The organism is Caldalkalibacillus uzonensis, from assembly GCF_030814135.1.
Taxonomy (GTDB): domain Bacteria; phylum Bacillota; class Bacilli; order Caldalkalibacillales; family Caldalkalibacillaceae; genus Caldalkalibacillus; species Caldalkalibacillus uzonensis.
This window is the reverse complement of the sequence record NZ_JAUSUQ010000012.1, coordinates 55,803-78,085: the sequence shown is the minus strand read 5'-3', so window position 1 is coordinate 78,085 and position 22,283 is coordinate 55,803. Positions and strand designations below refer to the sequence as shown.

The 22,283-nt window shown below is 46.0% G+C and carries 36 protein-coding genes, 2 tRNA genes and 1 pseudogene; 7 read left to right on the top strand and 32 right to left on the bottom strand.

The features are described 5' to 3' along the window. Positions 1–15 precede the first annotated feature (15 nt). The 10 genes from J2S00_RS15000 to J2S00_RS14955 form a co-directional block, all read right to left on the bottom strand. The gene (locus J2S00_RS15000; RefSeq protein WP_307341533.1) at positions 16–720 is read right to left on the bottom strand and encodes a hypothetical protein; all 705 of its coding nucleotides are present in this window, start codon (positions 718–720) and stop codon (positions 16–18) included. An 18-nt stretch (positions 721–738) separates the two neighbouring features. Next, positions 739–1,104, bottom strand: a complete 366-nt coding sequence (locus J2S00_RS14995; RefSeq protein WP_307341530.1) for a replication terminator protein — start codon at positions 1,102–1,104, stop codon at positions 739–741. Positions 1,105–1,120: 16 nt separating this feature from the next. Continuing rightward, complete coding sequence (locus J2S00_RS14990) at positions 1,121–1,528, bottom strand: gp33 family protein (RefSeq protein ID WP_307341528.1); 408 nt, start codon at positions 1,526–1,528, stop codon at positions 1,121–1,123. Between the two features lie 14 nt (positions 1,529–1,542). After that, positions 1,543–3,222: an SNF2-related protein gene (locus J2S00_RS14985; protein ID WP_307341524.1), complete on the bottom strand. Its 1,680-nt coding sequence runs from the start codon at positions 3,220–3,222 to the stop codon at positions 1,543–1,545. A gap of 218 nt (positions 3,223–3,440) precedes the next feature. Further along, on the bottom strand, positions 3,441–3,743 hold the full coding sequence (locus tag J2S00_RS14980) for a hypothetical protein (RefSeq protein WP_307341521.1): 303 nt from the start codon (positions 3,741–3,743) through the stop codon (positions 3,441–3,443). Between the two features lie 5 nt (positions 3,744–3,748). Further along, on the bottom strand, positions 3,749–3,913 hold the full coding sequence (locus J2S00_RS14975) for a hypothetical protein (protein ID WP_307341519.1): 165 nt from the start codon (positions 3,911–3,913) through the stop codon (positions 3,749–3,751). A 6-nt stretch (positions 3,914–3,919) separates the two neighbouring features. Then, on the bottom strand, positions 3,920–4,138 hold the full coding sequence (locus tag J2S00_RS14970; RefSeq protein ID WP_307341516.1) for a hypothetical protein: 219 nt from the start codon (positions 4,136–4,138) through the stop codon (positions 3,920–3,922). Positions 4,139–4,143: 5 nt separating this feature from the next. Continuing rightward, on the bottom strand, positions 4,144–4,416 hold the full coding sequence (locus J2S00_RS14965) for a DUF771 domain-containing protein (protein ID WP_307341667.1): 273 nt from the start codon (positions 4,414–4,416) through the stop codon (positions 4,144–4,146). 108 nt (positions 4,417–4,524) lie between these two features. Continuing rightward, complete coding sequence (locus J2S00_RS14960; RefSeq protein ID WP_307341513.1) at positions 4,525–4,791, bottom strand: helix-turn-helix domain-containing protein; 267 nt, start codon at positions 4,789–4,791, stop codon at positions 4,525–4,527. Then, positions 4,788–4,976, bottom strand: a complete 189-nt coding sequence (locus J2S00_RS14955; protein WP_307341511.1) for a hypothetical protein — start codon at positions 4,974–4,976, stop codon at positions 4,788–4,790. Before J2S00_RS14955 ends, J2S00_RS14960 begins: the two co-directional genes overlap by 4 nt. Positions 4,977–5,053: 77 nt before the next feature. Between J2S00_RS14955 and J2S00_RS14950 the strand changes: the two genes are divergently transcribed. Further along, positions 5,054–5,419: a hypothetical protein gene (locus J2S00_RS14950; protein WP_307341508.1), complete on the top strand. Its 366-nt coding sequence runs from the start codon at positions 5,054–5,056 to the stop codon at positions 5,417–5,419. Position 5,420: 1 nt separating this feature from the next. On the opposite strand, the gene J2S00_RS14945 is transcribed toward J2S00_RS14950, so the two are convergent. Then, entirely contained in the window at positions 5,421–5,699 is a 279-nt protein-coding gene (locus J2S00_RS14945) for a hypothetical protein (RefSeq protein WP_307341505.1), read from the bottom strand. A gap of 247 nt (positions 5,700–5,946) precedes the next feature. Next, positions 5,947–6,180 (bottom strand): helix-turn-helix domain-containing protein, encoded by a 234-nt coding sequence (locus J2S00_RS14940; RefSeq protein WP_307341664.1) that lies wholly within the window; start codon positions 6,178–6,180, stop codon positions 5,947–5,949. 168 nt (positions 6,181–6,348) lie between these two features. Here J2S00_RS14940 and J2S00_RS14935 point away from each other — a divergent pair, with 168 nt between their 5' ends. The 4 genes and pseudogenes from J2S00_RS14935 (at position 6,349) to J2S00_RS14920 (ending at position 8,971) form a co-directional block, all read left to right on the top strand. Beyond that, positions 6,349–6,798 carry a helix-turn-helix domain-containing protein gene (locus J2S00_RS14935; RefSeq protein WP_307341502.1) on the top strand — a complete coding sequence of 150 codons (450 nt, stop codon included), beginning with the start codon at positions 6,349–6,351 and terminating at the stop codon, positions 6,796–6,798. A 16-nt stretch (positions 6,799–6,814) separates the two neighbouring features. Continuing rightward, a pseudogene (locus tag J2S00_RS14930) lies at positions 6,815–7,248 on the top strand (ImmA/IrrE family metallo-endopeptidase). Between the two features lie 17 nt (positions 7,249–7,265). Further along, a complete protein-coding gene (locus J2S00_RS14925; RefSeq protein WP_307341499.1) occupies positions 7,266–7,772 on the top strand; it encodes a hypothetical protein in 507 nt (168 codons plus the stop codon). Between the two features lie 14 nt (positions 7,773–7,786). Beyond that, a complete protein-coding gene (locus J2S00_RS14920; RefSeq protein WP_307341497.1) occupies positions 7,787–8,971 on the top strand; it encodes a tyrosine-type recombinase/integrase in 1,185 nt (394 codons plus the stop codon). Between the two features lie 122 nt (positions 8,972–9,093). Here the strand turns inward: J2S00_RS14920 and J2S00_RS14915 are convergent. From J2S00_RS14915 to J2S00_RS14900, 4 genes are all read right to left on the bottom strand, one after another. Beyond that, positions 9,094–9,169: transfer RNA gene (locus tag J2S00_RS14915), tRNA-Thr, on the bottom strand. Between the two features lie 3 nt (positions 9,170–9,172). Continuing rightward, positions 9,173–9,247: transfer RNA gene (locus J2S00_RS14910), tRNA-Asn, on the bottom strand. A 102-nt stretch (positions 9,248–9,349) separates the two neighbouring features. Continuing rightward, on the bottom strand, positions 9,350–9,571 hold the full coding sequence (locus J2S00_RS14905; RefSeq protein WP_307341494.1) for a hypothetical protein: 222 nt from the start codon (positions 9,569–9,571) through the stop codon (positions 9,350–9,352). Between the two features lie 89 nt (positions 9,572–9,660). Further along, on the bottom strand, positions 9,661–10,323 hold the full coding sequence (locus tag J2S00_RS14900) for a stage II sporulation protein M (RefSeq protein WP_307341491.1): 663 nt from the start codon (positions 10,321–10,323) through the stop codon (positions 9,661–9,663). An 81-nt stretch (positions 10,324–10,404) separates the two neighbouring features. Here J2S00_RS14900 and pdaB point away from each other — a divergent pair, with 81 nt between their 5' ends. Then, positions 10,405–11,193: a polysaccharide deacetylase family sporulation protein PdaB gene (gene pdaB, locus J2S00_RS14895; protein ID WP_307341487.1), complete on the top strand. Its 789-nt coding sequence runs from the start codon at positions 10,405–10,407 to the stop codon at positions 11,191–11,193. 26 nt (positions 11,194–11,219) lie between these two features. On the opposite strand, the gene J2S00_RS14890 is transcribed toward pdaB, so the two are convergent. After that, positions 11,220–11,798, bottom strand: coding sequence for a KinB-signaling pathway activation protein (locus tag J2S00_RS14890; protein WP_307341660.1), 579 nt, complete (start codon positions 11,796–11,798; stop codon positions 11,220–11,222). A gap of 152 nt (positions 11,799–11,950) precedes the next feature. On the opposite strand from J2S00_RS14890, the gene gerD reads away from it, so the two are divergent. Beyond that, positions 11,951–12,592: a spore germination lipoprotein GerD gene (gene gerD, locus J2S00_RS14885; RefSeq protein ID WP_307341485.1), complete on the top strand. Its 642-nt coding sequence runs from the start codon at positions 11,951–11,953 to the stop codon at positions 12,590–12,592. Positions 12,593–12,666: 74 nt separating this feature from the next. On the opposite strand, the gene salA is transcribed toward gerD, so the two are convergent. The 15 genes from salA to J2S00_RS14810 form a co-directional block, all read right to left on the bottom strand. Then, positions 12,667–13,782, bottom strand: a complete 1,116-nt coding sequence (gene salA / locus J2S00_RS14880; protein ID WP_307341482.1) for an iron-sulfur carrier protein/transcriptional regulator SalA — start codon at positions 13,780–13,782, stop codon at positions 12,667–12,669. 136 nt (positions 13,783–13,918) lie between these two features. Then, a complete protein-coding gene (gene cwlD / locus J2S00_RS14875) occupies positions 13,919–14,638 on the bottom strand; it encodes an N-acetylmuramoyl-L-alanine amidase CwlD (RefSeq protein WP_307341479.1) in 720 nt (239 codons plus the stop codon). 108 nt (positions 14,639–14,746) lie between these two features. Continuing rightward, the gene (gene rpsI / locus J2S00_RS14870) at positions 14,747–15,139 is read right to left on the bottom strand and encodes a 30S ribosomal protein S9 (protein WP_307341477.1); all 393 of its coding nucleotides are present in this window, start codon (positions 15,137–15,139) and stop codon (positions 14,747–14,749) included. Positions 15,140–15,153: 14 nt separating this feature from the next. Continuing rightward, entirely contained in the window at positions 15,154–15,585 is a 432-nt protein-coding gene (rplM, locus tag J2S00_RS14865) for a 50S ribosomal protein L13 (RefSeq protein ID WP_307341474.1), read from the bottom strand. A gap of 209 nt (positions 15,586–15,794) precedes the next feature. Next, positions 15,795–16,637 (bottom strand): tRNA pseudouridine(38-40) synthase TruA, encoded by an 843-nt coding sequence (gene truA, locus J2S00_RS14860; protein WP_307341471.1) that lies wholly within the window; start codon positions 16,635–16,637, stop codon positions 15,795–15,797. Further along, complete coding sequence (locus tag J2S00_RS14855; RefSeq protein WP_307341468.1) at positions 16,634–17,443, bottom strand: energy-coupling factor transporter transmembrane component T family protein; 810 nt, start codon at positions 17,441–17,443, stop codon at positions 16,634–16,636. The genes truA and J2S00_RS14855 overlap by 4 nt, the downstream gene beginning before the upstream one ends. Then, positions 17,440–18,309 carry an energy-coupling factor transporter ATPase gene (locus tag J2S00_RS14850; RefSeq protein WP_307341464.1) on the bottom strand — a complete coding sequence of 290 codons (870 nt, stop codon included), beginning with the start codon at positions 18,307–18,309 and terminating at the stop codon, positions 17,440–17,442. Before J2S00_RS14850 ends, J2S00_RS14855 begins: the two co-directional genes overlap by 4 nt. Further along, positions 18,285–19,112 (bottom strand): energy-coupling factor transporter ATPase, encoded by an 828-nt coding sequence (locus tag J2S00_RS14845; protein ID WP_307341461.1) that lies wholly within the window; start codon positions 19,110–19,112, stop codon positions 18,285–18,287. The genes J2S00_RS14850 and J2S00_RS14845 overlap by 25 nt, the downstream gene beginning before the upstream one ends. 177 nt (positions 19,113–19,289) lie before the next feature. After that, positions 19,290–19,652, bottom strand: a complete 363-nt coding sequence (gene rplQ / locus J2S00_RS14840) for a 50S ribosomal protein L17 (RefSeq protein WP_307341459.1) — start codon at positions 19,650–19,652, stop codon at positions 19,290–19,292. Between the two features lie 40 nt (positions 19,653–19,692). After that, positions 19,693–20,637, bottom strand: coding sequence for a DNA-directed RNA polymerase subunit alpha (locus J2S00_RS14835; RefSeq protein ID WP_307341457.1), 945 nt, complete (start codon positions 20,635–20,637; stop codon positions 19,693–19,695). 141 nt (positions 20,638–20,778) lie between these two features. Beyond that, complete coding sequence (gene rpsK, locus J2S00_RS14830; RefSeq protein WP_307341455.1) at positions 20,779–21,174, bottom strand: 30S ribosomal protein S11; 396 nt, start codon at positions 21,172–21,174, stop codon at positions 20,779–20,781. A 20-nt stretch (positions 21,175–21,194) separates the two neighbouring features. Further along, on the bottom strand, positions 21,195–21,563 hold the full coding sequence (gene rpsM, locus J2S00_RS14825; RefSeq protein WP_307341454.1) for a 30S ribosomal protein S13: 369 nt from the start codon (positions 21,561–21,563) through the stop codon (positions 21,195–21,197). 23 nt (positions 21,564–21,586) lie between these two features. After that, on the bottom strand, positions 21,587–21,700 hold the full coding sequence (rpmJ, locus tag J2S00_RS14820; protein ID WP_007505902.1) for a 50S ribosomal protein L36: 114 nt from the start codon (positions 21,698–21,700) through the stop codon (positions 21,587–21,589). Positions 21,701–21,749: 49 nt separating this feature from the next. After that, positions 21,750–21,968 carry a translation initiation factor IF-1 gene (infA, locus tag J2S00_RS14815; RefSeq protein WP_202081262.1) on the bottom strand — a complete coding sequence of 73 codons (219 nt, stop codon included), beginning with the start codon at positions 21,966–21,968 and terminating at the stop codon, positions 21,750–21,752. Positions 21,969–21,972: 4 nt separating this feature from the next. After that, positions 21,973–22,278 carry a KOW domain-containing RNA-binding protein gene (locus J2S00_RS14810; protein WP_307341428.1) on the bottom strand — a complete coding sequence of 102 codons (306 nt, stop codon included), beginning with the start codon at positions 22,276–22,278 and terminating at the stop codon, positions 21,973–21,975. Between the last annotated feature and the right edge of the window lie 5 nt (positions 22,279–22,283).

The following is a 22,283-nucleotide window of genomic DNA, read 5'->3' as shown; positions in this document are numbered from 1 at the left end:
AATCAGGCCTCTTGATTATGCAATGATGACGATCTTTCCTTCTTCAATCTCTTGTTGCAATTGGTTTTCTAAGTATTCTTGGATGTCCCCCATAGCTTCCAACTTCCAGGCACCGCCATCAGCTTCAAACAGGGCGCATAAGGGGCCATTCTTCATACGGAAAATAAACTCGCTTTCAGGCTGGGCAATATCAACAAACGTCCGGTATGGTTTCAACTTCACAGGATTAGGCACCTTCACATTCTCCACAGTGGCCACCCCTGTCTTGGCCACAACCGTCTGGGAAACCCCATCGTCTCCCACCGTTTTGACTACTTCTTCTTTGATGTTGCCCACTATTTTCAGCATCTTGTTGCGATCCTCATTTTCTACAAAGCAAGACTGCAGCTTGATGTTAAATTCCTCCGGATCATACCACCACCCAAAACTGAAATCTGGAAGCATTGCTTTTGCTTCAACATAATGATCTCTGTTGCAATCACTATTGAGTGCACTAAAGCAACGCACCTCTGTGGGGCTTACTACATGGATCATGAGTTTTTCATTCGTATCAAACTTTGATTTAACATACTCTACTAAACCACTTAAACTATAGACTTCCAGTGCTTTAGCTGTGGGCCATTCAACACGGTGCAACTGTTTGGTTGAGTATGTCCAACCATCCACCTCATGTGTGACATTGCCCATGTTAACAAGATACTCCAATGCTTCTTTGATCATAGATGTTTCCCCCTTTGATTATTTGAATTTAACAACCTTTTGCCCGCGATCGTCAGCGATATCTCCTTCATCATCGATATACATTTGGCCTTTCATGCCTGATTTCAACTCGGCGCCGACGACATTACCCTCACCATCCGTATCCATGATGATTTTAGTTTCGATGTCTTTAGCTGGAACAAGTGTCGTCTTGGTCTGGATACTGACATTGGCAATATCCCTGTTTTCGTCAGCCTTGATGGTAAGCGTTAGCTGAAGCTTTCTTGCTTTCTTCGGATCCGTGTTAGGATCTGCAATGTTTTCCAAAACTTTGGCCAACTCTTGATTAAAACGCTCGGCCACAGCACCGTTAGCAAAATTTGAAAGATCAATCATGTTTTTCATGGATCATTCCTCCCTCCTATCCCTTTCTCACCCTGATGCCAACCTTCTCCGTTAGATTGATGAACGGCATCAAATCGTCTGGAACCTCTCCCTCTTCCTCCAGCATCTCATTGATGAGAGAGCTGAAGGATTGGGAATGGACTGTTTCTTTGACTAGATCAGCGTAACCATTTTCCTTAAGCCATTGATAGACATATTCCTTATGCTCTTTCTTCGGCGAAGCCCACGTCTTGGCTTGCTGATAAAACAGCTTGCCTCGGAAGTTGAACCGCTCCAATTCATTGACCCTCATCTGCTCAACCAGTTCATTTTCAACCTTCTCAAGCTCTTTGTTAATCTCTTTCAGCCGGCTTTCCAAATCCTCCTTGGCCTCGCGAAGATTGAGAAGTTGGTCAGCCAGTGACAATACCGTATTTGTTTCCAAGCTAATCTCCTCCCCTAGTTTTCTTTAAGGAAGTCCCGCCAGTTATCGACGACCTGGTCGGCGACGTTCTTCTTTTCTTTCAGCGATTCAAACACTTTTTCATCAACCGTGTTCTTGGCCAGCAGGTAAATATATGTCACCTTGTTTTTCTGACCTATCCTGTGGATCCTCGCTTTTGCTTGCTCATGATTGGCCAGGCTGAAGTCCATGCTGTAAAAGATGGCTGTGTCTGCAGCTGTCAGCGTGATCCCCAACCCCGCTGTTTGCACCTGGGCCACAAACACCCTGCAGTTGGGGTCCTCCTGGAACGTCTTCACGTACTCCCCACGGTCCGTCTGGGATACCTCGCCGGTGATGATGCGATGATCGACTCCTTTGCTTTCCAGCAGCTTTTTGATGGCCTTGATCTCCGGTATGAACCGGGCAAACACCACCACCTTCTTTCCAGCATCCAGCAGGTCAGTCAGTGTCTCTTCAAACAGATTCATCTTTTCTGTTCCAACTTGGTGCAACTTACCATCTTCATCAGTGACGTGGCCGCCGGTGATCTGGGCCAGGCGGAGCAGCTTGGTCAGTACATTGTTGGCTGTCACGACTTCATCATTCTCAAGGTCCGCAATCGCTTCTCTCCGCAGCTGGTTATAAAGAGCCCGGGTCTTCTTGCTCAGTTCAACATACAAGGGCTGATAAATCTCATCCGGAAGATCCAGAGCCTCCGCCTTGGAAACCCGGTAGGCAATGGAGTGGGCTTTTCTGACCAGCTCGTCCATGTTTTTGTAGTCTACAATCTGCCGGTTCTCAAATCCGCCCATCACAGCATACCGGTTGCGGAAGCGGACAAATGACGTACCAAAGATTGATTCATCCAAAAACTTGTACTGGCTGTAAAAGTCTAGCGGTGATTGCGTCACCGGCGTTCCTGTAAGGATTAGCCGAAAGCGGGCCAGCTTCCCTAACCGGTGCATACACTTGGACTGCTTTGCCCCCGGTGTCTTGATCCGCTGGGACTCATCAGCAATGATCATGCCACCCTGGATCCACTCTCGCAGAGCATCTTCCATCCGCCAGGTGGATTCATAGTTGACCACGGCCACCTGCAGCACGTTCAGATCCTCTGGCCACTCTTTGAGTTGCTTGGCTTTCTCCTTGCTGGAGCCGGTCAGGGCTCGGACTTCGTGTGGAAAGTCAGCATAATCATTAAACTCCCGGGGCCACACCGGCACCACGGAGGTGGGTGCTACGACCAGGACCCGTTTTAAACCGTCATTCAAGAACCGGTACCCGGCAATGGCAACGCTCGTCAGAGTTTTCCCGCATCCCTGCTCCATGAGCAGAGCCGCATACGGGATTGTTATTCCGATAGCGAAAGCCTTTTTCTGATGATCGAAAGGCTTCACTTTGACCGGCATTTTGACTGCGACATCCGGAGCCATCTTGATATGATGCACCATTTCTTCACTCTTTTTGATCCCTTGCACCCTCATCGTGATTTGCGGATCTATGTCCGCGCTTGGAAAGAACCGGCGGATGGCATCCAACACTTCAGGCCTCACTGGATAGGCCCAGGACTTTGAAGGCTTGTCCCACTGATAACCTGGTATGCATTTGGCCAGGTGGCGGTCTTCGTAGGGGACAGACAAGAGGATCCGCTCACCGGCCAACTTTGCCTTCGGAATCTTGTATGCAATGCCCAATCTATCCCCTCCCATTTGCTTTTTGCTGGGCAGCTATGTCATAATAAAGCTAGGTATATATTGATTTATTGGTCCGCTTCATGCGGATCTTTTTCTTTGAAGATCAAACACAGAAAACCTAAACCACTCGTCCAAAGTACAATGGCCAAGACGAAATCCAGCCAAGGCATTGAATCAACTTCACTCCTTTCGTTAGCCTCATAAGTAGAGTCAAAGATTCATTTCTTCCAGTATTCTTTCCATTCACTAAGTTGTGGTGGAATCTTTACTTGTGGCAGAAAGTATTTTAAGTCCTCGATTTTCCTCAGCTGGTCCCATTGAATCTTTGGAGGATACATATGATCCTCAAGGAATTGCAAGATATCTAGAATATCAGCGATCCTCCTAACAATCTCGTCTGCAGTTGCTGCCTCAGCGTGTCCTTTCGTGTACCATTCAATGTCCCTTTTCAGCGACTCAATCATTTCTGTTGCGCCCCATGCCGTGGCCATTAAAACTTTGCTTGGGATTGCATCGCTCAACAAACTCACCCCCTTTCCATTCCCATGTAGGGCAAATATTCCGGCGTATCCTTCACATTCTCCAATGCTTCAGAGTAACTGCCGGCATACACGTTTGAGATCACCTGTCCATTCTCAAGCTCCACTTCCCAGGTACCATTGATAGTCCGCCTGGCATCGATCGGCTTCATTGAGTTTCACCTCCCCTCTGTTTTGAGTGCTTTGAGCCAAAATTGTCTCATCCATGCTTCACGATGATGCATTTCTTTCGGATAGACAGCTAGAATCCGGCATTGTGGGAATTGCTTCTTTGCCGCTTCAGTTGCTGCATCAGGATCCAGAGGGGCTTTTAATTCACCGTGTGTGACTTGTCCTTTGGAATTTACAAAGCGCGCTATGAATGTGACTGCATCCATGGCGATCACCTCCTTTGCTCTTCCAGCCACTCAAGCAGAAACCGTTTGGTCTTTTCAGCAGGGAAGTACCATTTCCCGCCCACCTTCACTTTTGGGAACCTTGGATCATGAAAGAAGTTGTCTTGTATCGTATTCCAGGACATGCATGTTCTCCGCTTCAGTTCGGCCGAATCCCAGTAGACCAGTTCAGCATTCACTTCTTTCAACTTCTCCTCGATTTTTTCAAGGTACAACCGGCGGACCTCTTGTTCATTGATTTGAATATCGATTTTAAGCATTTTCTTATCGCCTTTTTGCAATGAAATTACCTCCTGTCAATAAGCGTAAGAGTTAAAGTTTTTATTGATTATTGACAGCAGGTCAAGCCATATACATTGCAAACGACCCTAAGGTTTCAAAATCCGCAATTTGCCATACTCTTTCTCGTATTTCTCTTCAAACTGCTGATCTATGTTCATACGCTTTTCCATCCAGCGATCGATATACTCTTTCTTAAAAAGCCACTTCCGGCCACCGGCCATCCTCAAACAGGGCAGCCCTTCTTTGTGAACCCAGCGCCGGATAGTGTCAACCGATACCCCCAGGTATGCGGCAGCTTCTTTGGTATCAAAGGTTGAACGAGTAACTTCCGGTAGATCTTTCAACTCACTCACCTCGGTCTATAATATTGGTCCACTTCATGCATCGATTCACATATCTTTAGCAGCTCCGCTATAGCCTCCTCCCTTGGATAGCTGGGATCATCGGCCAGGTTCAGAGCCACAGTCAATATCTTTCTCTCCAGGTCAGCTTGAGTTAACTTTTGTCTCAGCCAATCCAGGTCAATTGCCTGGGGCATCTTGTCACCTCCATTTCAAGTAGGATTCCAGCCCTCCCCTGTCGAATATTGGTAAGTTGGGAAGGGAGGTGTAAGCATTGGATAAATATAAGCTAAGTGAGTTTTTGAATGATTGTACTAGGCTCTTTGAAAAAACAAATTCCTTGTACCAAGCAACAGTAAGTAATCCTGAAAATCCTTCGCCGATCGTCAGTGTTTACTTATCGGAGATTTACACACTTAGTGAGAAAGCAAAGTTGTATTTAGCAATGAATGAAGAACTTGCTCATTATGAAATCACTTCGCTGTTCAACTTCTTTGACAAGGTTTACTTTCAATTAAAGGAAGTTATTGAAAAACGAGACTCAAACACATCTTGGTTATATTCCGAATTTGAAAATTACCAAGACCAGCATGTGATTGTTGAACGTATGTTGAAAGACCAAATCAAGCAACTAAACTAACTTATTGCGCTGTCTCTTTTTGAGACAGTGCTTTTTCTATTGCAAGAGATTCATTTTCTTTAATCACATCTTTAATCTTCACGGCACCGCGTTCATAGACTAAACGGTGCAACACCCTTTCAACTTCGGTTCCGTCTTTTTTTACTTTGCCTCGTTCCCATAGAGCTGCTGTTAAATCACTAAGTGACTTCGCGTTATGAAGAACTTCTTCAACCCATTTTTCTGATTCTTGTTCAACGTACTTTTCGATGGTTTGAATGACCTCCTTATGCTCTCCCACAATCCATTACCTCCTTTCTTCCGTTTTGTTCTCCCGCTCAACCAACGGCAGGATGCCGTGTTAGCTGTTCCTCTTTCAACTTTGGTGTTTTCCACTTTAATCAGCTTATCAGCCTCTGGATCATCAATAGGTTCTAATCCAGCTTGAACTCTTGCTTGATTCAATGTCATTTCACCTTGCTCAATAGCGTTTTTTATTTCCGCCCCTGTGGCGGTTTCTTTTTTATCACTCATGTCGTCACCTCCTTTCAGCCAGCCGATTTGTCTTTTTGTTCCTCATAAGTTAACTCGTTTTGCAAAAAAATATCATCTGGATTTTTATTAAACACACTAGCTATCTTTACAGCCATTTCATATGAAAGTCCTCTTTTACCCTGTTCTATCTGCCAATAATACGGTTTACTCACTCCTATTTGGTCAGCAACTTCTTGTAAAGTAAGCCCTTGTTTTTTTCTGATTTCAATTAACCTTTCTCTTTTCACACTCAACGTTTAACCTCCTTTCATAAAGTTAACTTAAGGTTAACTGCATTATAAATTAACTTGTAGTTAACTGTCAATATAAAATTACTTATTTGTTAACTTTTATTTACGTTAGCAATTAGTTAACATATAATATTTCTAACGAATTTATTAACAGGAGGTTTACAAATGGACTTCCCTCAAAGATTAAGGACACTACGCAAAGCTAAAGGACTGACTCAAGAAGAATTAGGCAGGAAAGTCAATGTCACAAAAGTTTCTATCTCAGGATATGAAAGCGGCAATAGGTCGCCTGATATGGACACTTTAAAAATGCTTGCTGACGCACTCGATGTAAGCATTGATTACCTATTGGGAAGGGACCAAGCTCAAACCAAAACAAACGACCTCCCCGAACTCACTGAAAAAGATGAACGGGACATCCAGAAAGAACTGGAGAACCTCATCTCCGGACTTAAATCAGAAAACAGTTTTGCTGCCTTTGGTGGACAAGATATTAGTCAGTTGGACGATGAGGACAGAGAACTCCTTATTGCATCATTAGAAAACTCACTTAGACTTGCCAAACGCATTGCAAAGCAAAAATTCACGCCGAAAAAATACAAAGAAAAACAATAGCAACAGGGGGTTACTGATGGCTGGTTGGATCAAACATGAAGTACAAAAACTAGTCCGAAAGCACTGTACAAACAACCCCTTTGAGATCGCATCGCAGAAAGGTATTGTGCTTTTGTTTGAACAATTAGCGGAATTTATGGTTATCATCACACTTTTAAGCGAATTAAAATCATCCACATCAACTCTAATTTGGACGAGCCCATGAAACGTTTTGTTTGTGCGCATGAGCTTGGTCATGCAGTCTTGCATCCTGAACTTAGCACGTCATTTTTGCGAAAACACACACTTTTCAGTATGGATAAGGTGGAAAGGGAAGCTAATGAATTTGCTGTAGAGTTGTTGGTACCAGATCAAGTACTGTATAAAAACACACAGCCTGTTTTAACAGTCAACGATGTAACTTTAATTTATGGCGTCCCAAAAGATTTGGTTCGCCTTAAAAAAACATAAGAAAAGAGGATGGCAATATGGAATTTTTGTATGTTTTGCTCTTTATCGTTGTCTTGTTTGTAGTTTTAAGGAAACTGGGCTGGATAAAAGTATCAGATGCGAATAAAAGTGATCAGGACAACCATTCGCAAACAAAAACTCAAGTTGATGATTTTAACAAAGACTTTGAAGACGAAGACGATTTGGAACGTGAGAAAAGACTTGAAGAAAACCGAAAGAAGCGCAAAGTGCTAGAACAATATACCGGAAAACGATACACCTTTATGGGTGAAGTTGTCACTGTGCAGAAAGGTTTTAGGGGGAACGATATTGTATTAATTCGTAATTTGCGGTTTAAAGATGGTACACCTGTCATAGAACAAATTTGGATTGGAATTACTAAAGCATTCGAGGGTATTGATTTGAAAGAAGGAACAACATTACAATTCGACGCTGCTGTAAATAGTTATGAAAGAAAAGGAAAGCAAGACTATAAGCTTGAACGGGCAACAAAAGTCCAAGTAATATCGGAATTCGATAAATAAGGAGGGACAAGCCTATGGCAAGAGGCTATGTGCAACATGTAAATGGCAACAAATGGCGTTTGTTCTATGATGTTGGGATGAAACTGGACCCAAAAACCGGTAAGATGAAGCGGCAGAGAAAAACGAAGACGGTACAGGCAAAAGGCAAGCGTGAAGCAGAGAAACTACTTGCCGATTTTATTACAGAACTAAATTCAGACAACTATTTTGAGCCTGAAAAAATGATGTTTGTTGATTTCGTTCAAAACGAATGGCTCCCCAAACATGCTAAAAAGCATCTATCCAAAACCGCGCTAGACACACACATTAGATTGTTAGAGCTTCGAATATTACCAGCCTTTCAACACTTTCGTTTAGATCAAATCAAACCGATCCACATCATTGATTTTCTCCATAACTTAGGCGAGGAAGGTATGAATAAAAAAGGCGGTTCGCTTTCACCATCTACCATCTTTTATCATTATCGGATCCTTAACAACATCTTTAACTTTGCCTTGGAATGCCAGCTGCTCAAAGAATCGCCACTCAAAGGGGTAAAGAAACCAAAAATAAAAGAAAAAGAGATTGAAGTGTACTCCGAAGAAGAAGCCTACAAACTGCTGGAATGTCTTGAAAGCGAGGAATCGCTATCCTGGAAAGTGTTTATTAAATTGGCCATCACCACGGGGCTCAGGCGGTCTGAATTGCTTGGCCTTGAGTGGAAGCACGTAGATTTGGATGAGGGAACGATCTCGGTTAAACAGGGATTAACCTACACACCAACATCAGGTTATGTCATAGGAGAACTAAAGACCAAAGGGAGTAAACGAACGGTAAGTATTCCTGAATCTTTAATGAATGACTTAAAACGCCTAAAGCTTCAGAAGCAAGAGGAACGGCTCGCGGCTGAGGAGCTGTGGAATGAAGAATATTTTTTCGTCTTCTCCTCCTGGAACGGCAAGCCGCTCAATCCTACATCAGTTAAAAACTGGTGGCAGAGATTCATTAAACGGCACGGACTCAAGTACATTAATTTTCACGCTTTACGGCACACATCAGCAACCCTTTTGATTAACCAGGGCGTACATGCCAAAGTCATCTCAGAACGGTTAGGACACTCCGACATCAAAACCACCATGAACACATATGGACATGTACTCCGAAAAGCGGATCGTGAAGCAGCCAATAAATTTGATGCATTACTGAAAAAGAAGGGTTAAACATGATTATGTTGGTACATGTATGTCCATTTTTGGCACGCGTTTTGGCACGCGAAGTAAAAAAACCAAACAAAAAAACCATCCTTCGACCTCGAAGAATGGCTCTACATCAGCATTTTTAATGGAGCTTCCTGCCGGGCTTGAACCGGCGACCTCTTCCTTACCATGGAAGCGCTCTACCGACTGAGCTAAGGAAGCAAGTGGCTCCGCAGGTAGGATTCGAACCTACGACCAACCGGTTAACAGCCGGTTGCTCTACCACTGAGCTACTGCGGAACAACGTCGTCCAACTTGACGACGAATATTAGTATACAACGTTTAAATCAGTTTTGCAAGGGGTTTTTGATGCCATTTTTTACTTTTTTATGTTACCAGGGACTAGCCTTGTTTGGAGCTTTTGCGCACATATTTGGACAATTCCTGAGGTGGAACAAAACGGCCGTATAAACGAAAGACCAGCTTATACCGTTCTTCCATCGCCCTCCGCACCAGTCCGTCGATGCGTTTGTCCTCCAGATCGAGCAATAATTCTTCCAGTTCTTTTTTCAACAGATATTCAATTTCCTGTGCTTCTTTCTTTGTTAATAATAACCCCAACATATCTTGATGGACACTCCCTGTGTTGTGTTCTCTTTCTGGTATGTCCCAAAACGCACCTTTTTATAAATGTGTTCGCACAGAAAATCAAATTAGTGTACAAACAAAAGAATAAGAACCGGCGTAATAAAACTCTCAATGACTGCAGCGATAAACAAAACCAGGACCAGCACCAACGTCAAGCGGACCAGCCCTCTTAGCCTTTTCTTAAGGACTGGGACCGTCTCTTCCCGCCAAAACGTGCCCACATCACTGCGCATGTTACCGAACAGGTGGGATAAAAACTTGCCGGAACCAAATAACCAGCCCAACAAACGAAAACCTAAAAACATCCCCATCCCCCCAGCGACAAAAATGGCCGGCAGTTCTAAAACACCGTGGGGTAAAATGCCAAACACCAACATGCGCACAGGAGACAATGCTTCTTCCACTGCTGAAAAGGACAAAACATAGCCGACAGCTAAACCATTCATGAACAAGGAGAAGATGGGCACAAAAAACAAAAACACACCCACAACCATCATGGTGATGGCGGCAAGTACATTATTCTGAAAGATCACCCACATCATATACACTGGATTCGGATTATCGGCCAATTCCCGGGCAATACTCTCCAACTCGTCGATAAAAGGAGTAATCGCTTGTTCAAACAACTCATTGAACACATATCCCAAAACAGAACCAACGCCAAAAATCAGCACTGCAGCCCACAGGTAAGGCTTACTCTCTCTTATTAAAGCCTTCAATTCAGCCATCTGATCACCTCATATTCCATACATATTCGGACAACAGCGGACATACATTAGTGTAGACGACGTAGACAGGAGGGAAGCTCGTTGCATACATTTTGGGTCATCAATGGACAAAAAGTAAAAAAATACCTGATTATCGTCATCGCCGCCTTGTTTACAGCCGGTGTCATCTACGTAGAAAGGGATGCCATGAGTGTCTTTTCCTCCCAAATGCACCCGGCCCAATCAAGCGGCAGCGATGACCCTCAAGCCATTTACCGTGTCACCACTAACGAAAAAAAATTAGCACTCACCTTTGACATCTCCTGGGGTCAGGAACGTCCGGGACTTATTCTTGATGTGCTGGCTGAACATGGTGTGGATAAAGCCACCTTTTTCCTTTCGGCGCCATGGGCCGAACATCACCCTGAGATTGTCCAAAGAATGAAAGAGATGGGCTATGAAATCGGCTCACATGGTCACAAACATATAAATTACACCCGTTTAAAAGATGAAGAAATACGGGAACAAATCTTAAAAGCCCACCGAATGATCAGGTCGGTGACCGGTCTCACCCCAACGCTGCTCCGTCCACCTAACGGGGACTTTGACAAACGTGTCTTACGCATTGCCGAGGAACTGGGCTATACTGTTATTCTGTGGCACACAGATTCCAATGACTGGATGAATCCCGGGGTGGAGCGCATTGTCAACAACGTGGTCTCCAATGTTCAACCAGGGGATATCGTCTTACTCCATGCCAGCGATTCGGCCAAGCAAACTCACGAAGCTTTGCCCCACATTATCCGCCAGTTAAAAGCAGAGGGATATCGATTTGTCACCGTGACAGAACTGATCACCGGCACGGAAAGTCAAATCAAAGAATTGGACTGATGACGAAAAGAAGCGCCTAGGGACCGCTAAGCGCTTTTTTTCTTGTCATCCGTTGTCAAGCGGTGCAGCCATAAGAGCTGCCACACATTACACACGAAAATGGCCGATAGCATTAAAATCACCCAGACGGAGTCATTCGTCACCAAAGCTGGTACTGCTTCAATCGTGGTGACGACAAACAGCAGAAACAAAGCTGGAATAAAAGCAGCTTCGGTGGTTTGGCGCATTTTAATATAGGCAAAAACAAGAGAGGCAATGAACAAGACAGTGGGCAGAATCATATAGTTTAGCCATGTTTCCCTAGGTGTGGCAAAGGCAATGTAGCGGAAATAAACCAGGTCAAAAAACGTGAATAAAATCAACACGATTTGCACATAATGCCACACTTTCTTCGATTTGAACAAACCGAGAGCCAGGCGGTTGACCAGTAAGTAGGCGAAGAAACCCATTTGGCTAATGGCACTGAAGGTCATACCCACAGCAAGTAAAAAGATTGCCCCGGCTAAGAACTCTTCAACTGAGGAAGTAATGGCCTGAAAGCCCTCCCAGTTAATCAGTGCGCTGGCGGCAAGAACCGTCAATCCCCCGACCAGCAAGGTTGTCACAAACAAAAACAGCCACTTTTTAAACGTCAGTTTGACTCACCAACTTTCCTTACAACCGTGAAAAAATACTACATTACCGATTGTATCAGAAAGTATAATTTGGTGCTAGCGATGCATATTAAAGGTGAATAAGCGGAAAGGGGATAGCGTCCATGTCGAGCCGTTTCCAAGCCATTGTACAAAGTCCGTGGCGCTGGCTGTTTGGCCTGTCCATGTGTGCCATAATATCTTTAGCGGCATGTGCCCCAATGGAAGAGCAAGCCAGACCTGATTACAATGAAACCAAGCAGTTGGTGCTGGATATTTTGCAAACTGAAGAAGGAAAAAAAACGATTCAAGAGATTATGAAAGAGGAGGAGTTTAAACAACAGTTGCTCATCAATGAACCGGTCGTAAAAAAGACAATTCAAGACACCATGCTCCAAGCAGATAACAAAGAAAAATGGCAGCAACTTATGCTGGATCCAAAGTTCGCCAAAGAATATGCGAAACAGCTGGAATCCCAGCACAAACAACTGCTCAAAGATTTAATGAAAGATCCGGAGTATCAGTCGGCTATGATGGATATACTCAAAGATCCGGAAATGGAAAAGCAGTTTATTGAGGTGGCTAAGTCAAAAGAGTTCCGCCAAGAGACAATGAATATCATGAAAGAAGCCATGCAAAGTCCTTACTTTCGTTTGGAATTACTCCAATTGTTAAGTCAAGTGGCCAAAGAGATGGAAGGAAAGCAACAAGAACAGCAAGGCGGCCAGGGGCAGGATCAGCAGAGTGACCAAGGCGGTGGACAATAGTTCTCAATAATCACAGGTGGCCCAGGACCACCTGTGATCTTTTTAAGTGCCAATTTATTCCCGGGTAACCCTGGTTAACCTGTTTTTACTTCTAAACGCTGCACAATGTTTTCGGCCATCTGAGTATAAATACGTCCGATGAGTGATTCTGCCGGGTAAATGGAAGGAGACGGGTTGTCGACGCTGGCCTCTCTATCCGGCTGTCCCAGCGGCACCTGGGCCAAAAGCTCTGTTTTTAACTCATTGGCTAATTTTTCGCCGCCGCCACGTCCAAAAATATAATCTTTGGAGCCGTCGGGTAATTGATAGTAGGCCATATTTTCCACTACACCCAAGATCTCATGGTTGGTCTTTAAAGCCATGGCCCCAGCCCTGGCTGCGACAAAAGCTGCTGTAGCATGGGGAGTGGTCACAATAATTTCCTTGCTCTGGGGAATCATCGTATGGACATCAAGGGCCACATCCCCTGTTCCCGGAGGCAAGTCCAGAATCATGTAATCCAGTTCACCCCAGTGCACTTCACTGAAAAAGTTACGCAACATTTTGCCTAGCATAGGACCGCGCCAGATAACTGGTGAGTTATCCTCAACAAAGAAGCCCATGGACATCACTTTAACCCTATGTTTTTCAACGGGAAGGATCACTTCGTCAATCACGGTTGGCCGCTGTTTAATGCCCATCATATCCGGTACACTGAAACCATAAATATCGGCATCAATCACACCCACTCTCTTGCCCATACGAGCCAGTGCGGTGGCTAAGTTCACTGTCACTGTTGATTTGCCCACACCGCCTTTGCCGCTGGTGACAGCAATAAATTGGGTTTTGGAGTCAGACGCCAATAGTGGGGAAATGGCGGTATGTCCCTGAACTTGCCCGCCCTGGCCACTTTGCCCCCCTCCGGCTTCGGCACGCAGACGCTGGGCTAAAGCGGCCCTTTCCTGATCGGTCATGGAGCCAAAGGTCAGTTCCACTTGATTGGCTCCAATCTCTTTCAGTTTATTGACCACATCTTGTTCAATGGTTGCTTTTAACGGACAACCTGAGATGGTTAACACAACGGTTAAACTCACATTATTATCCTGGTCCACCTGAATATTCCGAATCATATTGAGCTCAACCAAACTCTTATTCAGTTCCGGGTCCTTGACCTCTTTCAGGGCATCAAGGATGTTTTGTTCTGTTAACATACATGGCACCTCTTTTAACTGGCATTTTATCTTTAGTATAACATATTCCGTCCAGGTTTAAGAAAACGTTGTCCACAGAAAACCGGGAATTTCAGCCAAACTTTGACGCTCAGGTCTAGAAAAAACTCATTAGCCCCTAGGGAAACTCCAGACTGTTTTCATCGCTGTAATAGCGCAGAATCCCCTCATAAATGGCAAATGCCACTTTCTTCTGATACTCAGCTGTAGAGAGCAGGTTGGCTTCGTGGGGATTGGATAAAAAGCCCACTTCTACCAAAGTCCCTGGAATTTGACTGGCTTTTAAAATATAAATATCCTGATTTTTTTTGGCGTGCCGGTTGGTGTTTTCCAAATTACGGATTAGCTCATCCTGTACAAACCGCGCCAGGCGCTCACTTTCTTCCCACAGGGGGTTATAAAAGGTTTGGGCCCCTCTCCAGTTGGGTGAGGTGATGCTGTTGAGGTGAATAGACACATACAAATCCCCCTGACTCTGGTTGATCAGTTTCACCCTGTTCATTAAATCTTCCTTTTTGCGCCTCCCCAAGCGATGGGCCTCTTCTGAGGCAAGATCCACATCGGTATCTCTGGTCATGATCACAAAAGCACCCGCTTGCTGCAACAAATCGCGCAGATAAATGCTAATGGCTAAAGCCACATCCTTTTCCACAATACCCGAACGGCTGCTGGCCCCCCCGTCCCTGCCACCATGCCCCGGATCTATAATGATAATCTGACCGGTTAAGGGAAGGCCTAACGCAGATTTGGCTCCACGCTCAATGGCATCAGTGAGCATATATATGCCTAAAGCCATGACCAAACTGATGACTATTATTGGCACAAGTTTTTGTTTCATCCCTTTTCCCCCTTGTCCTTATCATGTATACGAGCCTCAGGACAAGGATATGCAATAAAAAAAGCCGGACCTTGGTCCGGACTGATAAATAAGCATATTGGACGTTTTTTAACGTTTGGAGAATTGAGGTGCACGGCGTGCTTTTTTAAGACCGTATTTCTTACGCTCTTTCATGCGCGGATCACGTGTCAGGAAACCGGCTTTTTTCAGCACAGGGCGCAATTCAGGGTCAGCTTCCAACAGCGCGCGGGAGATGCCGTGACGAATGGCACCAGCTTGACCGGTAAAACCGCCGCCTTTCACGTTAACAAGGACATCATATTGCCCTTCCGTTTCTGTCAGCTGCAGGGGCTGTCTGACAATCTTTTTCAGCGTTTCTAAGCCAAAGTATTCATTGATATCCCGTTTATTAATGATGATTTTTCCGTCACCAGGGACAAGGCGCACACGAGCAACGGATTCCTTACGACGTCCAGTCCCGTAATATGTTACTTGTGCCAAAATGGATACCCTCCTTACAGTTCAATAACTTCCGGTTTTTGTGCTTGATGCGGGTGCTCGCTTCCGGCATAAACGAACAGCTTTTTACCTTGCTTACGTCCCAGACGGCCTTTGGGCAGCATGCCTTTCACAGCCAATTCAATGACACGCTCCGGTTTGTTTTTCAGCATTTCAGCAGCTGTAAACTGCTTCAAACCGCCAGGATAACGAGAGTGGCGATAATAGATTTTCTTGTTCAACTTATCACCGGTTAAGTGCACTTTGTCAGCGTTGATCACGATCACAAAATCACCAGTATCCACATGTGGTGTATATTCAGGCTTATGTTTTCCTCGCAAAATGCTGGCCACTTTAGAGGCTAAACGACCCAATGTTTGCCCTTCAGCGTCCACCACATACCATTTGCGCTCTACTTCGTTTGGCTTAGCCATATAAGTGGTACGCATGTTGTTCCCTCCTAATTATGCGATTCCATCAATCTTCCGCTATCATCTATTTTCAATCCACGTAACGGGGCTTTTTAGTGGAAAGAAAAATACCAAAGAATATAATACAACATCTATTGTTGGGAGTCAAGGTTCCAGCTTGTGTTTCAAACGCTCACCGCACTTGTCCATCATCCAGCGAGCGTAAAAAAGATGCTTGTATCAGATATTTACTCATAAAAGACATCCCACAGAAACAGTCCCTGAGGAGGCGCTGTGGGCCCGGCCAAGTCCCGGTCCCTTTCCCGTAAAGCCCGCTCTACCTCCTTAGGTGACTTTTTCCCTTTACCCACTTCAATTAAGGTGCCCACGATAATACGTACCATGTTATACAAAAAACCGGTTCCTGTACAGATCACCGTGATCAGCTTCCCCTCTGTACTCTCTTTATGGGTAGTTACCTGTACAGGCAAGTCTGCCAGCATTGTCTGGCTGCTGTTGCTGCCAGACGCCGGAGAGTGCACTTGGACTTCCAACCGCTCGATCGTTCTTACTTTATCTTTGATCTCAGTTTTAGCCGAACTGAAGGCTGTAAAGTCATGGGTGCCTTCTAACACACAACCAGCTTCCTGCATACGGGTGATATCCAAAGGGACGGGCACATGCCAGCTGTAGTGTCTGACAAAGGGGGAGTGCACAGGAGCATGATAGATAAAGTAGCGATACTGTTTACTGCGTACATCGTGGCGGGCATGAAAAGCGGCAGGCACTTTCTCCGCGTGCAGGATGCGGATATCAGCCGGTAACTGGGTGTTGAGGGCTTTGATCCATGCTTTTTCATCCAGCGAGAGATTGCTTTCAAAGTGAACCACTTGCCCCCGGGCATGGACACCAGCATCCGTCCGGCCGGATCCCACCACTTGTACCGGGTGGCGATGCATGCGTTCTAAAACTGTTTCAAGCTGGCCTTGAATGGTGACCGCATTAGGCTGGCGCTGAAAGCCTGCATAAGCACTGCCATCATAAGCAATGGTACATTTCCATTTGTTCACCCCAGTACCTTGTTCGCTCATCGAATCACCTCAATCATCACCAGCAACAAGCAATATCCAACCGTAATCACTAGCGCTGCATAATCCCTCATGTGCATCTTTAGCTGTCTGAACTGACTCCGTCCTTCTCCCCCCCGGTAACCCCGGGCTTCCATAGCCAAGGCCAAATCCTCAGCCCGCTTGAAAGCGGACAGAAAGAGGGGGATTAAAATAGGAATCAGCGCTGTCACCCGTTTCCATGCCGAGCCACTGGCCAGCGGGGCCCCTCTGGCCAACTGGGCTTTAATGAGCTTATCTGCTTCTTGCCACAAAGTCGGAATAAAGCGCAGGGCAATGGCCACCATCAGCGCAAATTCATGGGCTGGAAAGCGCCACTTGGTCAAGGGTTGCATCATGCGTTCCAAGCCGTTGGTTAAGACAAGAGGAGGGGTGGTCAGGGTGACCAGAGAAGCAATGATGACCAAGAGAACAATCCGATAAGTTATCACAGCACCCTGGATCACGCCTCCCTCGTAAAAGGAGATAGGGCCTATTGTCCATAATACCTCCCCTTCACGGGTAAACCAGATATGAAACAGATAGGTAATGGCCAAAATGATCCATACCGGTTTCAACCCGCGCCAGATAAAAGACCAGGGAACACGGGATAACATCACTGCGCCCAGGACAAAACCGGAGGCCAGGGCATAGGACCATCCCTGTCTGGCTGTAAAAATGGCGATGATGACTAAAAAGACGGACACCAGCTTGGTCCGGGGATCCAAACGGTGAACCACAGACTGCCCAGGCACATATTGGCCTATACTGACCATGCCTAACCTTGTCATATCCCTATCTTTGCTCCTTTAATGCGACTTGCTATCGCTTTGAGTACAGCTTCCTTTTTGGTTGAGGAGATCTTGAGCGGATGCTCCAGCCGCTCATTAAGCTTTTGAACCAGTTGAATAAGAGGCGGTATCTCCAAACCAAGCTGAGACAATTGGTCGGCATGTTGAGTAAACAATGCCACTGGCGTGGTCTGCCATTTGACCTGTCCGTCTGCCATGACGATCACCTCATCAGCATATTCCGCCACATGGCCCATCTGATGGGTCACTAATATGACCGTTTTCCCCTGCTCTTTCTTCCAGCCCGCCATCATCTCCAACATCTGGCGCTGACCTTCTGGATCCAAGCCAGCGGTTGGCTCGTCTAAAATAAGAATATCCGGCTGCATGACCAGCACCCCGGCAATCGCCACTCTTCTCTTTTCTCCCCCGCTCAGCTCAAACGGTGAACGGCTGAGGTAGGAAGGATCGAGTCCCACTTTAGAGATGACTTGTCTTGTACGCTGTTTGATCAAGTCTTCCGGCCAGCCCAGGTTCTTGGGACCAAAGGCGATATCTTTTTCAACAGATTCCTCAAACAACTGATGTTCCGGATATTGAAAGACAAGCCCGATAGAATCATAGAGGATGGGCGCTTTCTTTTGCTTCGCCTCAAGCTTATTTGGGCCCACTTGCACATATCCTTCCGTCGGTTTGAGCAAGCCGTTAAAATGTTGAATGAGTGTCGATTTTCCGGAGCCAGTATGACCGACAACAGCCACCAGCTGATTCTCTTTGATGTGGATATTAACATCCTTTAATACCCTTCTGGCAAACGGAGTACGAGGGTAATAGATATAACCTAAGTGCTTTGTGATAATTTCCATAGCGCCTCAACCAGCTCTTTTTTCGTGTGTATGGTATCAGCCAGGGACAGCCCCTGGCTCTTAAGTGCTTCTCTTACTTCAACAGCAAAAGGGGGATCCAAACGGTGAGTCCTGAGCAGGTCCGCTTGGCTTAAAATCTCTCGAGCCGGCCCGTCGGCGGCAATCTTGCCCCCGGCAATCAGCATGACACGTTCTGCCTGTTGGGCTTCATCCATATCATGGGTGATGTTGATCACAGTCAAACCTTCCCGGTGCAACAGGTGCATCATAGCCACCACTTCCTGGCGCCCCACAGGGTCCAGCATGGATGTGGCCTCATCAAACAGGAGTACCTCCGGCTTCATGGCCAGGACAGAGGCAATGGCTAAGCGCTGCTTTTGCCCGCCAGACAAATGATGAGGTTCCTGCTCCCTATACTCCCACAGGTTTACCTTTTTCAAACTGTGCTGTATAATGGGCAGCATGTCCTCTGGTGACACACCCAGATTCTCCAGGCCAAAGGCCACATCATCCATGACAGTGGTGCCTACCAGTTGATTTTCAGGATTTTGAAACACCATGCCTACCGTGCGGCGGACCTGCCACCGTTCCTGGTCAATGGCAGGATCAAGCCCTTTGACCCTGATGGTGCCGCTGTCAGGAATGAGCAAGCCGTTGATCAATTTGCCGATTGTTGATTTGCCTGACCCATTGGGGCCAATGATGGCCACCCACTCTCCTTGTTTAATGGAGAAGGAGATCTTTTTGATCAGAGGCTCAGCCATATCCGTATAGGAAAAAGAGACATTCTCAAATTGAATCATCAAACCACCTGTTTAGCGTGTTTTATTTTGTGTGTCCATAGGTTAACCTTATTATAGCAAAAGGTGACATAAAAAGTACAAAAAAGGGCAATGACAGAAAGGTCATATTCTGTCCTCGCCCTTTGGCTTGACAAGTGGTTTAACGTATCTATTTTACAGCTTGAAGAAGTATACCATTTACTCAACCAGTTCAAGATAAACCATAGGTGCACCGTCTCCGCGGCGGGGACCCAGTTTTAAGATGCGTGTGTAGCCCCCTTGACGGTCTTCAAAGCGAGGTGCAATATCGTCAAACAGCTTTTGAACGGCATCCTTGCCCGACTCGGTATCAGCCACTTCTTTGCGGACAAAAGCAGCCACCTGACGGCGGGCGTGAAGATCTCCCCGTTTAGCCAATGTAATCATTTTTTCAGCAATGGAACGTACGTCTTTTGCTTTTGCCTCTGTTGTTTCGATGCGTTCATAAATAAACAGATCCGTCACCAAATCACGCAACAGCGCTTTGCGAGCGCCTGTTTTGCGTCCTAATTTTCGAGCCATCTCGTTTCCCCCCTTGTTGCAAGTCTTGTTCTAAGGTGTCTTAATCATCACTGCGTAAAGACAGGCCGAGTTCGGCCAGTTTGGCCTGTACTTCTTCAAGCGATTTTTTTCCGAGGTTGCGGACTTTCATCATGTCTTCTTCCGTTTTTTGCGTCAATTCCTGCACCGTATTAATCCCCGCCCGCTTTAAGCAGTTATAGGAGCGTACCGATAAGTCAAGTTCTTCGATGGTCATTTCAAGGACTTTTTCTTTTTGGTCTTCCTCTTTTTCCACCATGATTTCTGCTTCTTGGGCTTCATCTGTCAGGCCGATAAAGAGCGCGAGATGCTCTGATAAGATTTTGGCTCCCAGGCTGACTGCTTCTTCCGGGCGCAGACTGCCGTCTGTCCACACCTCTAAGGTCAATTTGTCATAGTTGGTCACCTGTCCCACACGGGTGTTGGTCACCTGATAATTCACTCTGGAGACGGGAGAATAAATCGAGTCAATGGCAATGACGCCGATCGGAAGATCGGCTCGCTTATTCCCTTCCGCCGGAACATAACCACGGCCCCGTCCTGCTGTAATTTTCATATGAAGTCTGGCACCCTCAGCCAGAGTGGCAATATGAAGGTCTGGGTTTAAAATTTCCACATCACTGTCATGGCGAATATCGGCAGCGGTAACGACGCCTTTTCCTTCTGCATCGATCTCCAGCGTTTTTTCTTCATCAGTATGAATCTTAAGGGCAAGCTGCTTAAGATTCAAGATGATTTCCGTGGTGTCTTCCACAACCCCTTCAATCGTCGAGAACTCGTGCAAAACACCTTCAATTTGAACCGTACGGGCGGCTGCCCCTGGGAGTGAAGAGAGCAAAACACGGCGCAAGGAGTTCCCCAGTGTGGTGCCATAGCCCCTCTCCAATGGTTCAACAACGATCTTGCCGTAAGTGCCGTCTTCCGCTGTTTCCACCACTTCAACCCTCGGCTTTTCGATTTCTATCATCCAACGAACCCTCCTTCAAAACGCCAAATCGCCTACAAGACACATTTTGCTTACCATTTCAGTATGGCACAAATCAAGGAAATTTATACCATTGTTACGCCGGTTTGACCTGTTAACAGCAGGTAACCGGGATTTCCTTGCTTAGACGCGACGGCGTTTTGGTGGGCGACATCCGTTGTGCGGGATGGGCGTCACGTCTTTGATGGTGTTCACTTCAAGGCCGGCAGCTTGAAGGGAACGAATGGCCGCTTCACGGCCGGCTCCGGGCCCTTTAACCATCACTTCAACTTCTTTCATGCCATGTTCCATTGCTTCCTTAGCAGCTGCTTCAGCTGCCATTTGGGCTGCAAATGGCGTGCTTTTGCGTGACCCTTTAAAACCAACATTACCGGCGCTGGACCAAGCAATTGCATTCCCGTGTTTGTCCGTAATGGTCACAATGGTGTTGTTAAACGTAGATTTTATGTGGGCAATGCCGGACTCCACATTTTTACGTGCCCGACGCTTAACGCGTGTTCTCGTTCTTTGTTTAGCCATAGCCTAATCCCTCCTTTAGATTATTTTTTCTTATTAGCCACTGTGCGGCGAGGACCTTTGCGTGTACGCGCATTGGTTTTGGTGCGCTGACCACGTACCGGTAATCCGCGGCGATGACGGATGCCCCGATAGCAGCCGATCTCAATTAAACGCTTGATGTTAAGCGACACCTCACGGCGCAGATCACCTTCAACTTTGAGGTTGCGGTCAATGTACTCACGAATTTTGGCCGTTTCTTCTTCCGTTAAATCACGTACACGGGTATCCGGGTTAATCCCGGTCTCCTGCAAGATTTTCTGCGCGGTTGGGCGGCCAATACCGTAGATATAAGTGAGGGCGATTTCAACACGCTTATCGCGGGGAATATCGACACCAGCAATACGTGCCATAACTGTACACCTCCTAACGGTTGTTATCCTTGACGCTGCTTATGCTTTGGATTTTCGCAAATGACCATAACCGTCCCTTTGCGGCGGATCACTTTGCATTTTTCACAAATTGGTTTTACGGATGGTCTTACTTTCATGTTAAAAACCTCCTTTGGTTGGCCAGAGCCTTACACAAAAGCAAACGGGTTATTTGTAACGGTAAGTGATTCGACCACGAGAGAGATCATAAGGCGATAGTTCAACCGTTACCCTGTCTCCCGGCAAAATGCGGATAAAATGCATTCTGATTTTACCAGAGACATGGGCAAGCACCTTATGACCATTCTCTAATTCTACACGGAACATGGCATTCGGTAAAGGTTCGATCACAGTGCCTTCCATTTCAATCACATCTTCTTTGGCCATGGAATCACTCTCCTTTCTCCTCGTCATCTAAAGTTTCCTTAAACTTGTTCAAGGCAAAGCGTAATTTACCATTTGTGACACGCCCTGTTTCCTCAATGCTCTCTTGCACGACGGTTGCAACATGTTGATACAACTCTAAATGCTTCACATTCTTTTTTTTAGGGGAGTCAAATTTACGTTTATTGCCATCCGCAATCAGGACAAAACGTTCATCCACCACTTTGATCACAATCGCGTATTGCCCGGCATCCCGGCCGCGCAGGATACGAACAATTTGGCCAACTTGGGGTACTGCTTGTGAATCAGTCACAATCC

Excerpts from the sequence above, each read along its gene's own strand:
- J2S00_RS14935 (WP_307341502.1), top strand. The coding sequence starts at position 6,349 with ATGGACTTCCCTCAAAGATTAAGGACACTACGCAAAGCTAAAGGACTG.
- J2S00_RS14855 (WP_307341468.1), bottom strand. The coding sequence starts at position 17,443 with ATGACAAGGTTAGGCATGGTCAGTATAGGCCAATATGTGCCTGGGCAG.
- rpsK (WP_307341455.1), bottom strand. The coding sequence starts at position 21,174 with ATGGCTAAACAAAGAACGAGAACACGCGTTAAGCGTCGGGCACGTAAA.
- J2S00_RS14835 (WP_307341457.1), bottom strand. The coding sequence starts at position 20,637 with ATGATAGAAATCGAAAAGCCGAGGGTTGAAGTGGTGGAAACAGCGGAA.
- rplM (WP_307341474.1), bottom strand. The coding sequence starts at position 15,585 with ATGCGTACCACTTATATGGCTAAGCCAAACGAAGTAGAGCGCAAATGG.
- J2S00_RS14955 (WP_307341511.1), bottom strand. The coding sequence starts at position 4,976 with ATGCCCCAGGCAATTGACCTGGATTGGCTGAGACAAAAGTTAACTCAA.
- J2S00_RS14905 (WP_307341494.1), bottom strand. The coding sequence starts at position 9,571 with ATGTTGGGGTTATTATTAACAAAGAAAGAAGCACAGGAAATTGAATAT.
- truA (WP_307341471.1), bottom strand. The coding sequence starts at position 16,637 with ATGAGCGAACAAGGTACTGGGGTGAACAAATGGAAATGTACCATTGCT.
- rplQ (WP_307341459.1), bottom strand. The coding sequence starts at position 19,652 with ATGGCTCGAAAATTAGGACGCAAAACAGGCGCTCGCAAAGCGCTGTTG.
- J2S00_RS14965 (WP_307341667.1), bottom strand. The coding sequence starts at position 4,416 with ATGCTTAAAATCGATATTCAAATCAATGAACAAGAGGTCCGCCGGTTG.
- gerD (WP_307341485.1), top strand. The coding sequence starts at position 11,951 with ATGTCGAGCCGTTTCCAAGCCATTGTACAAAGTCCGTGGCGCTGGCTG.
- cwlD (WP_307341479.1), bottom strand. The coding sequence starts at position 14,638 with ATGAAACAAAAACTTGTGCCAATAATAGTCATCAGTTTGGTCATGGCT.
- J2S00_RS14920 (WP_307341497.1), top strand. The coding sequence starts at position 7,787 with ATGGCAAGAGGCTATGTGCAACATGTAAATGGCAACAAATGGCGTTTG.
- salA (WP_307341482.1), bottom strand. The coding sequence starts at position 13,782 with ATGTTAACAGAACAAAACATCCTTGATGCCCTGAAAGAGGTCAAGGAC.
- infA (WP_202081262.1), bottom strand. The coding sequence starts at position 21,968 with ATGGCCAAAGAAGATGTGATTGAAATGGAAGGCACTGTGATCGAACCT.
- J2S00_RS14925 (WP_307341499.1), top strand. The coding sequence starts at position 7,266 with ATGGAATTTTTGTATGTTTTGCTCTTTATCGTTGTCTTGTTTGTAGTT.
- J2S00_RS14975 (WP_307341519.1), bottom strand. The coding sequence starts at position 3,913 with ATGAAGCCGATCGATGCCAGGCGGACTATCAATGGTACCTGGGAAGTG.
- rpsM (WP_307341454.1), bottom strand. The coding sequence starts at position 21,563 with ATGGCACGTATTGCTGGTGTCGATATTCCCCGCGATAAGCGTGTTGAA.
- J2S00_RS14845 (WP_307341461.1), bottom strand. The coding sequence starts at position 19,112 with ATGATTCAATTTGAGAATGTCTCTTTTTCCTATACGGATATGGCTGAG.
- J2S00_RS14900 (WP_307341491.1), bottom strand. The coding sequence starts at position 10,323 with ATGGCTGAATTGAAGGCTTTAATAAGAGAGAGTAAGCCTTACCTGTGG.
- rpmJ (WP_007505902.1), bottom strand. The coding sequence starts at position 21,700 with ATGAAAGTAAGACCATCCGTAAAACCAATTTGTGAAAAATGCAAAGTG.
- J2S00_RS14995 (WP_307341530.1), bottom strand. The coding sequence starts at position 1,104 with ATGAAAAACATGATTGATCTTTCAAATTTTGCTAACGGTGCTGTGGCC.
- J2S00_RS14850 (WP_307341464.1), bottom strand. The coding sequence starts at position 18,309 with ATGGAAATTATCACAAAGCACTTAGGTTATATCTATTACCCTCGTACT.
- J2S00_RS14970 (WP_307341516.1), bottom strand. The coding sequence starts at position 4,138 with ATGGATGCAGTCACATTCATAGCGCGCTTTGTAAATTCCAAAGGACAA.
- J2S00_RS15000 (WP_307341533.1), bottom strand. The coding sequence starts at position 720 with ATGATCAAAGAAGCATTGGAGTATCTTGTTAACATGGGCAATGTCACA.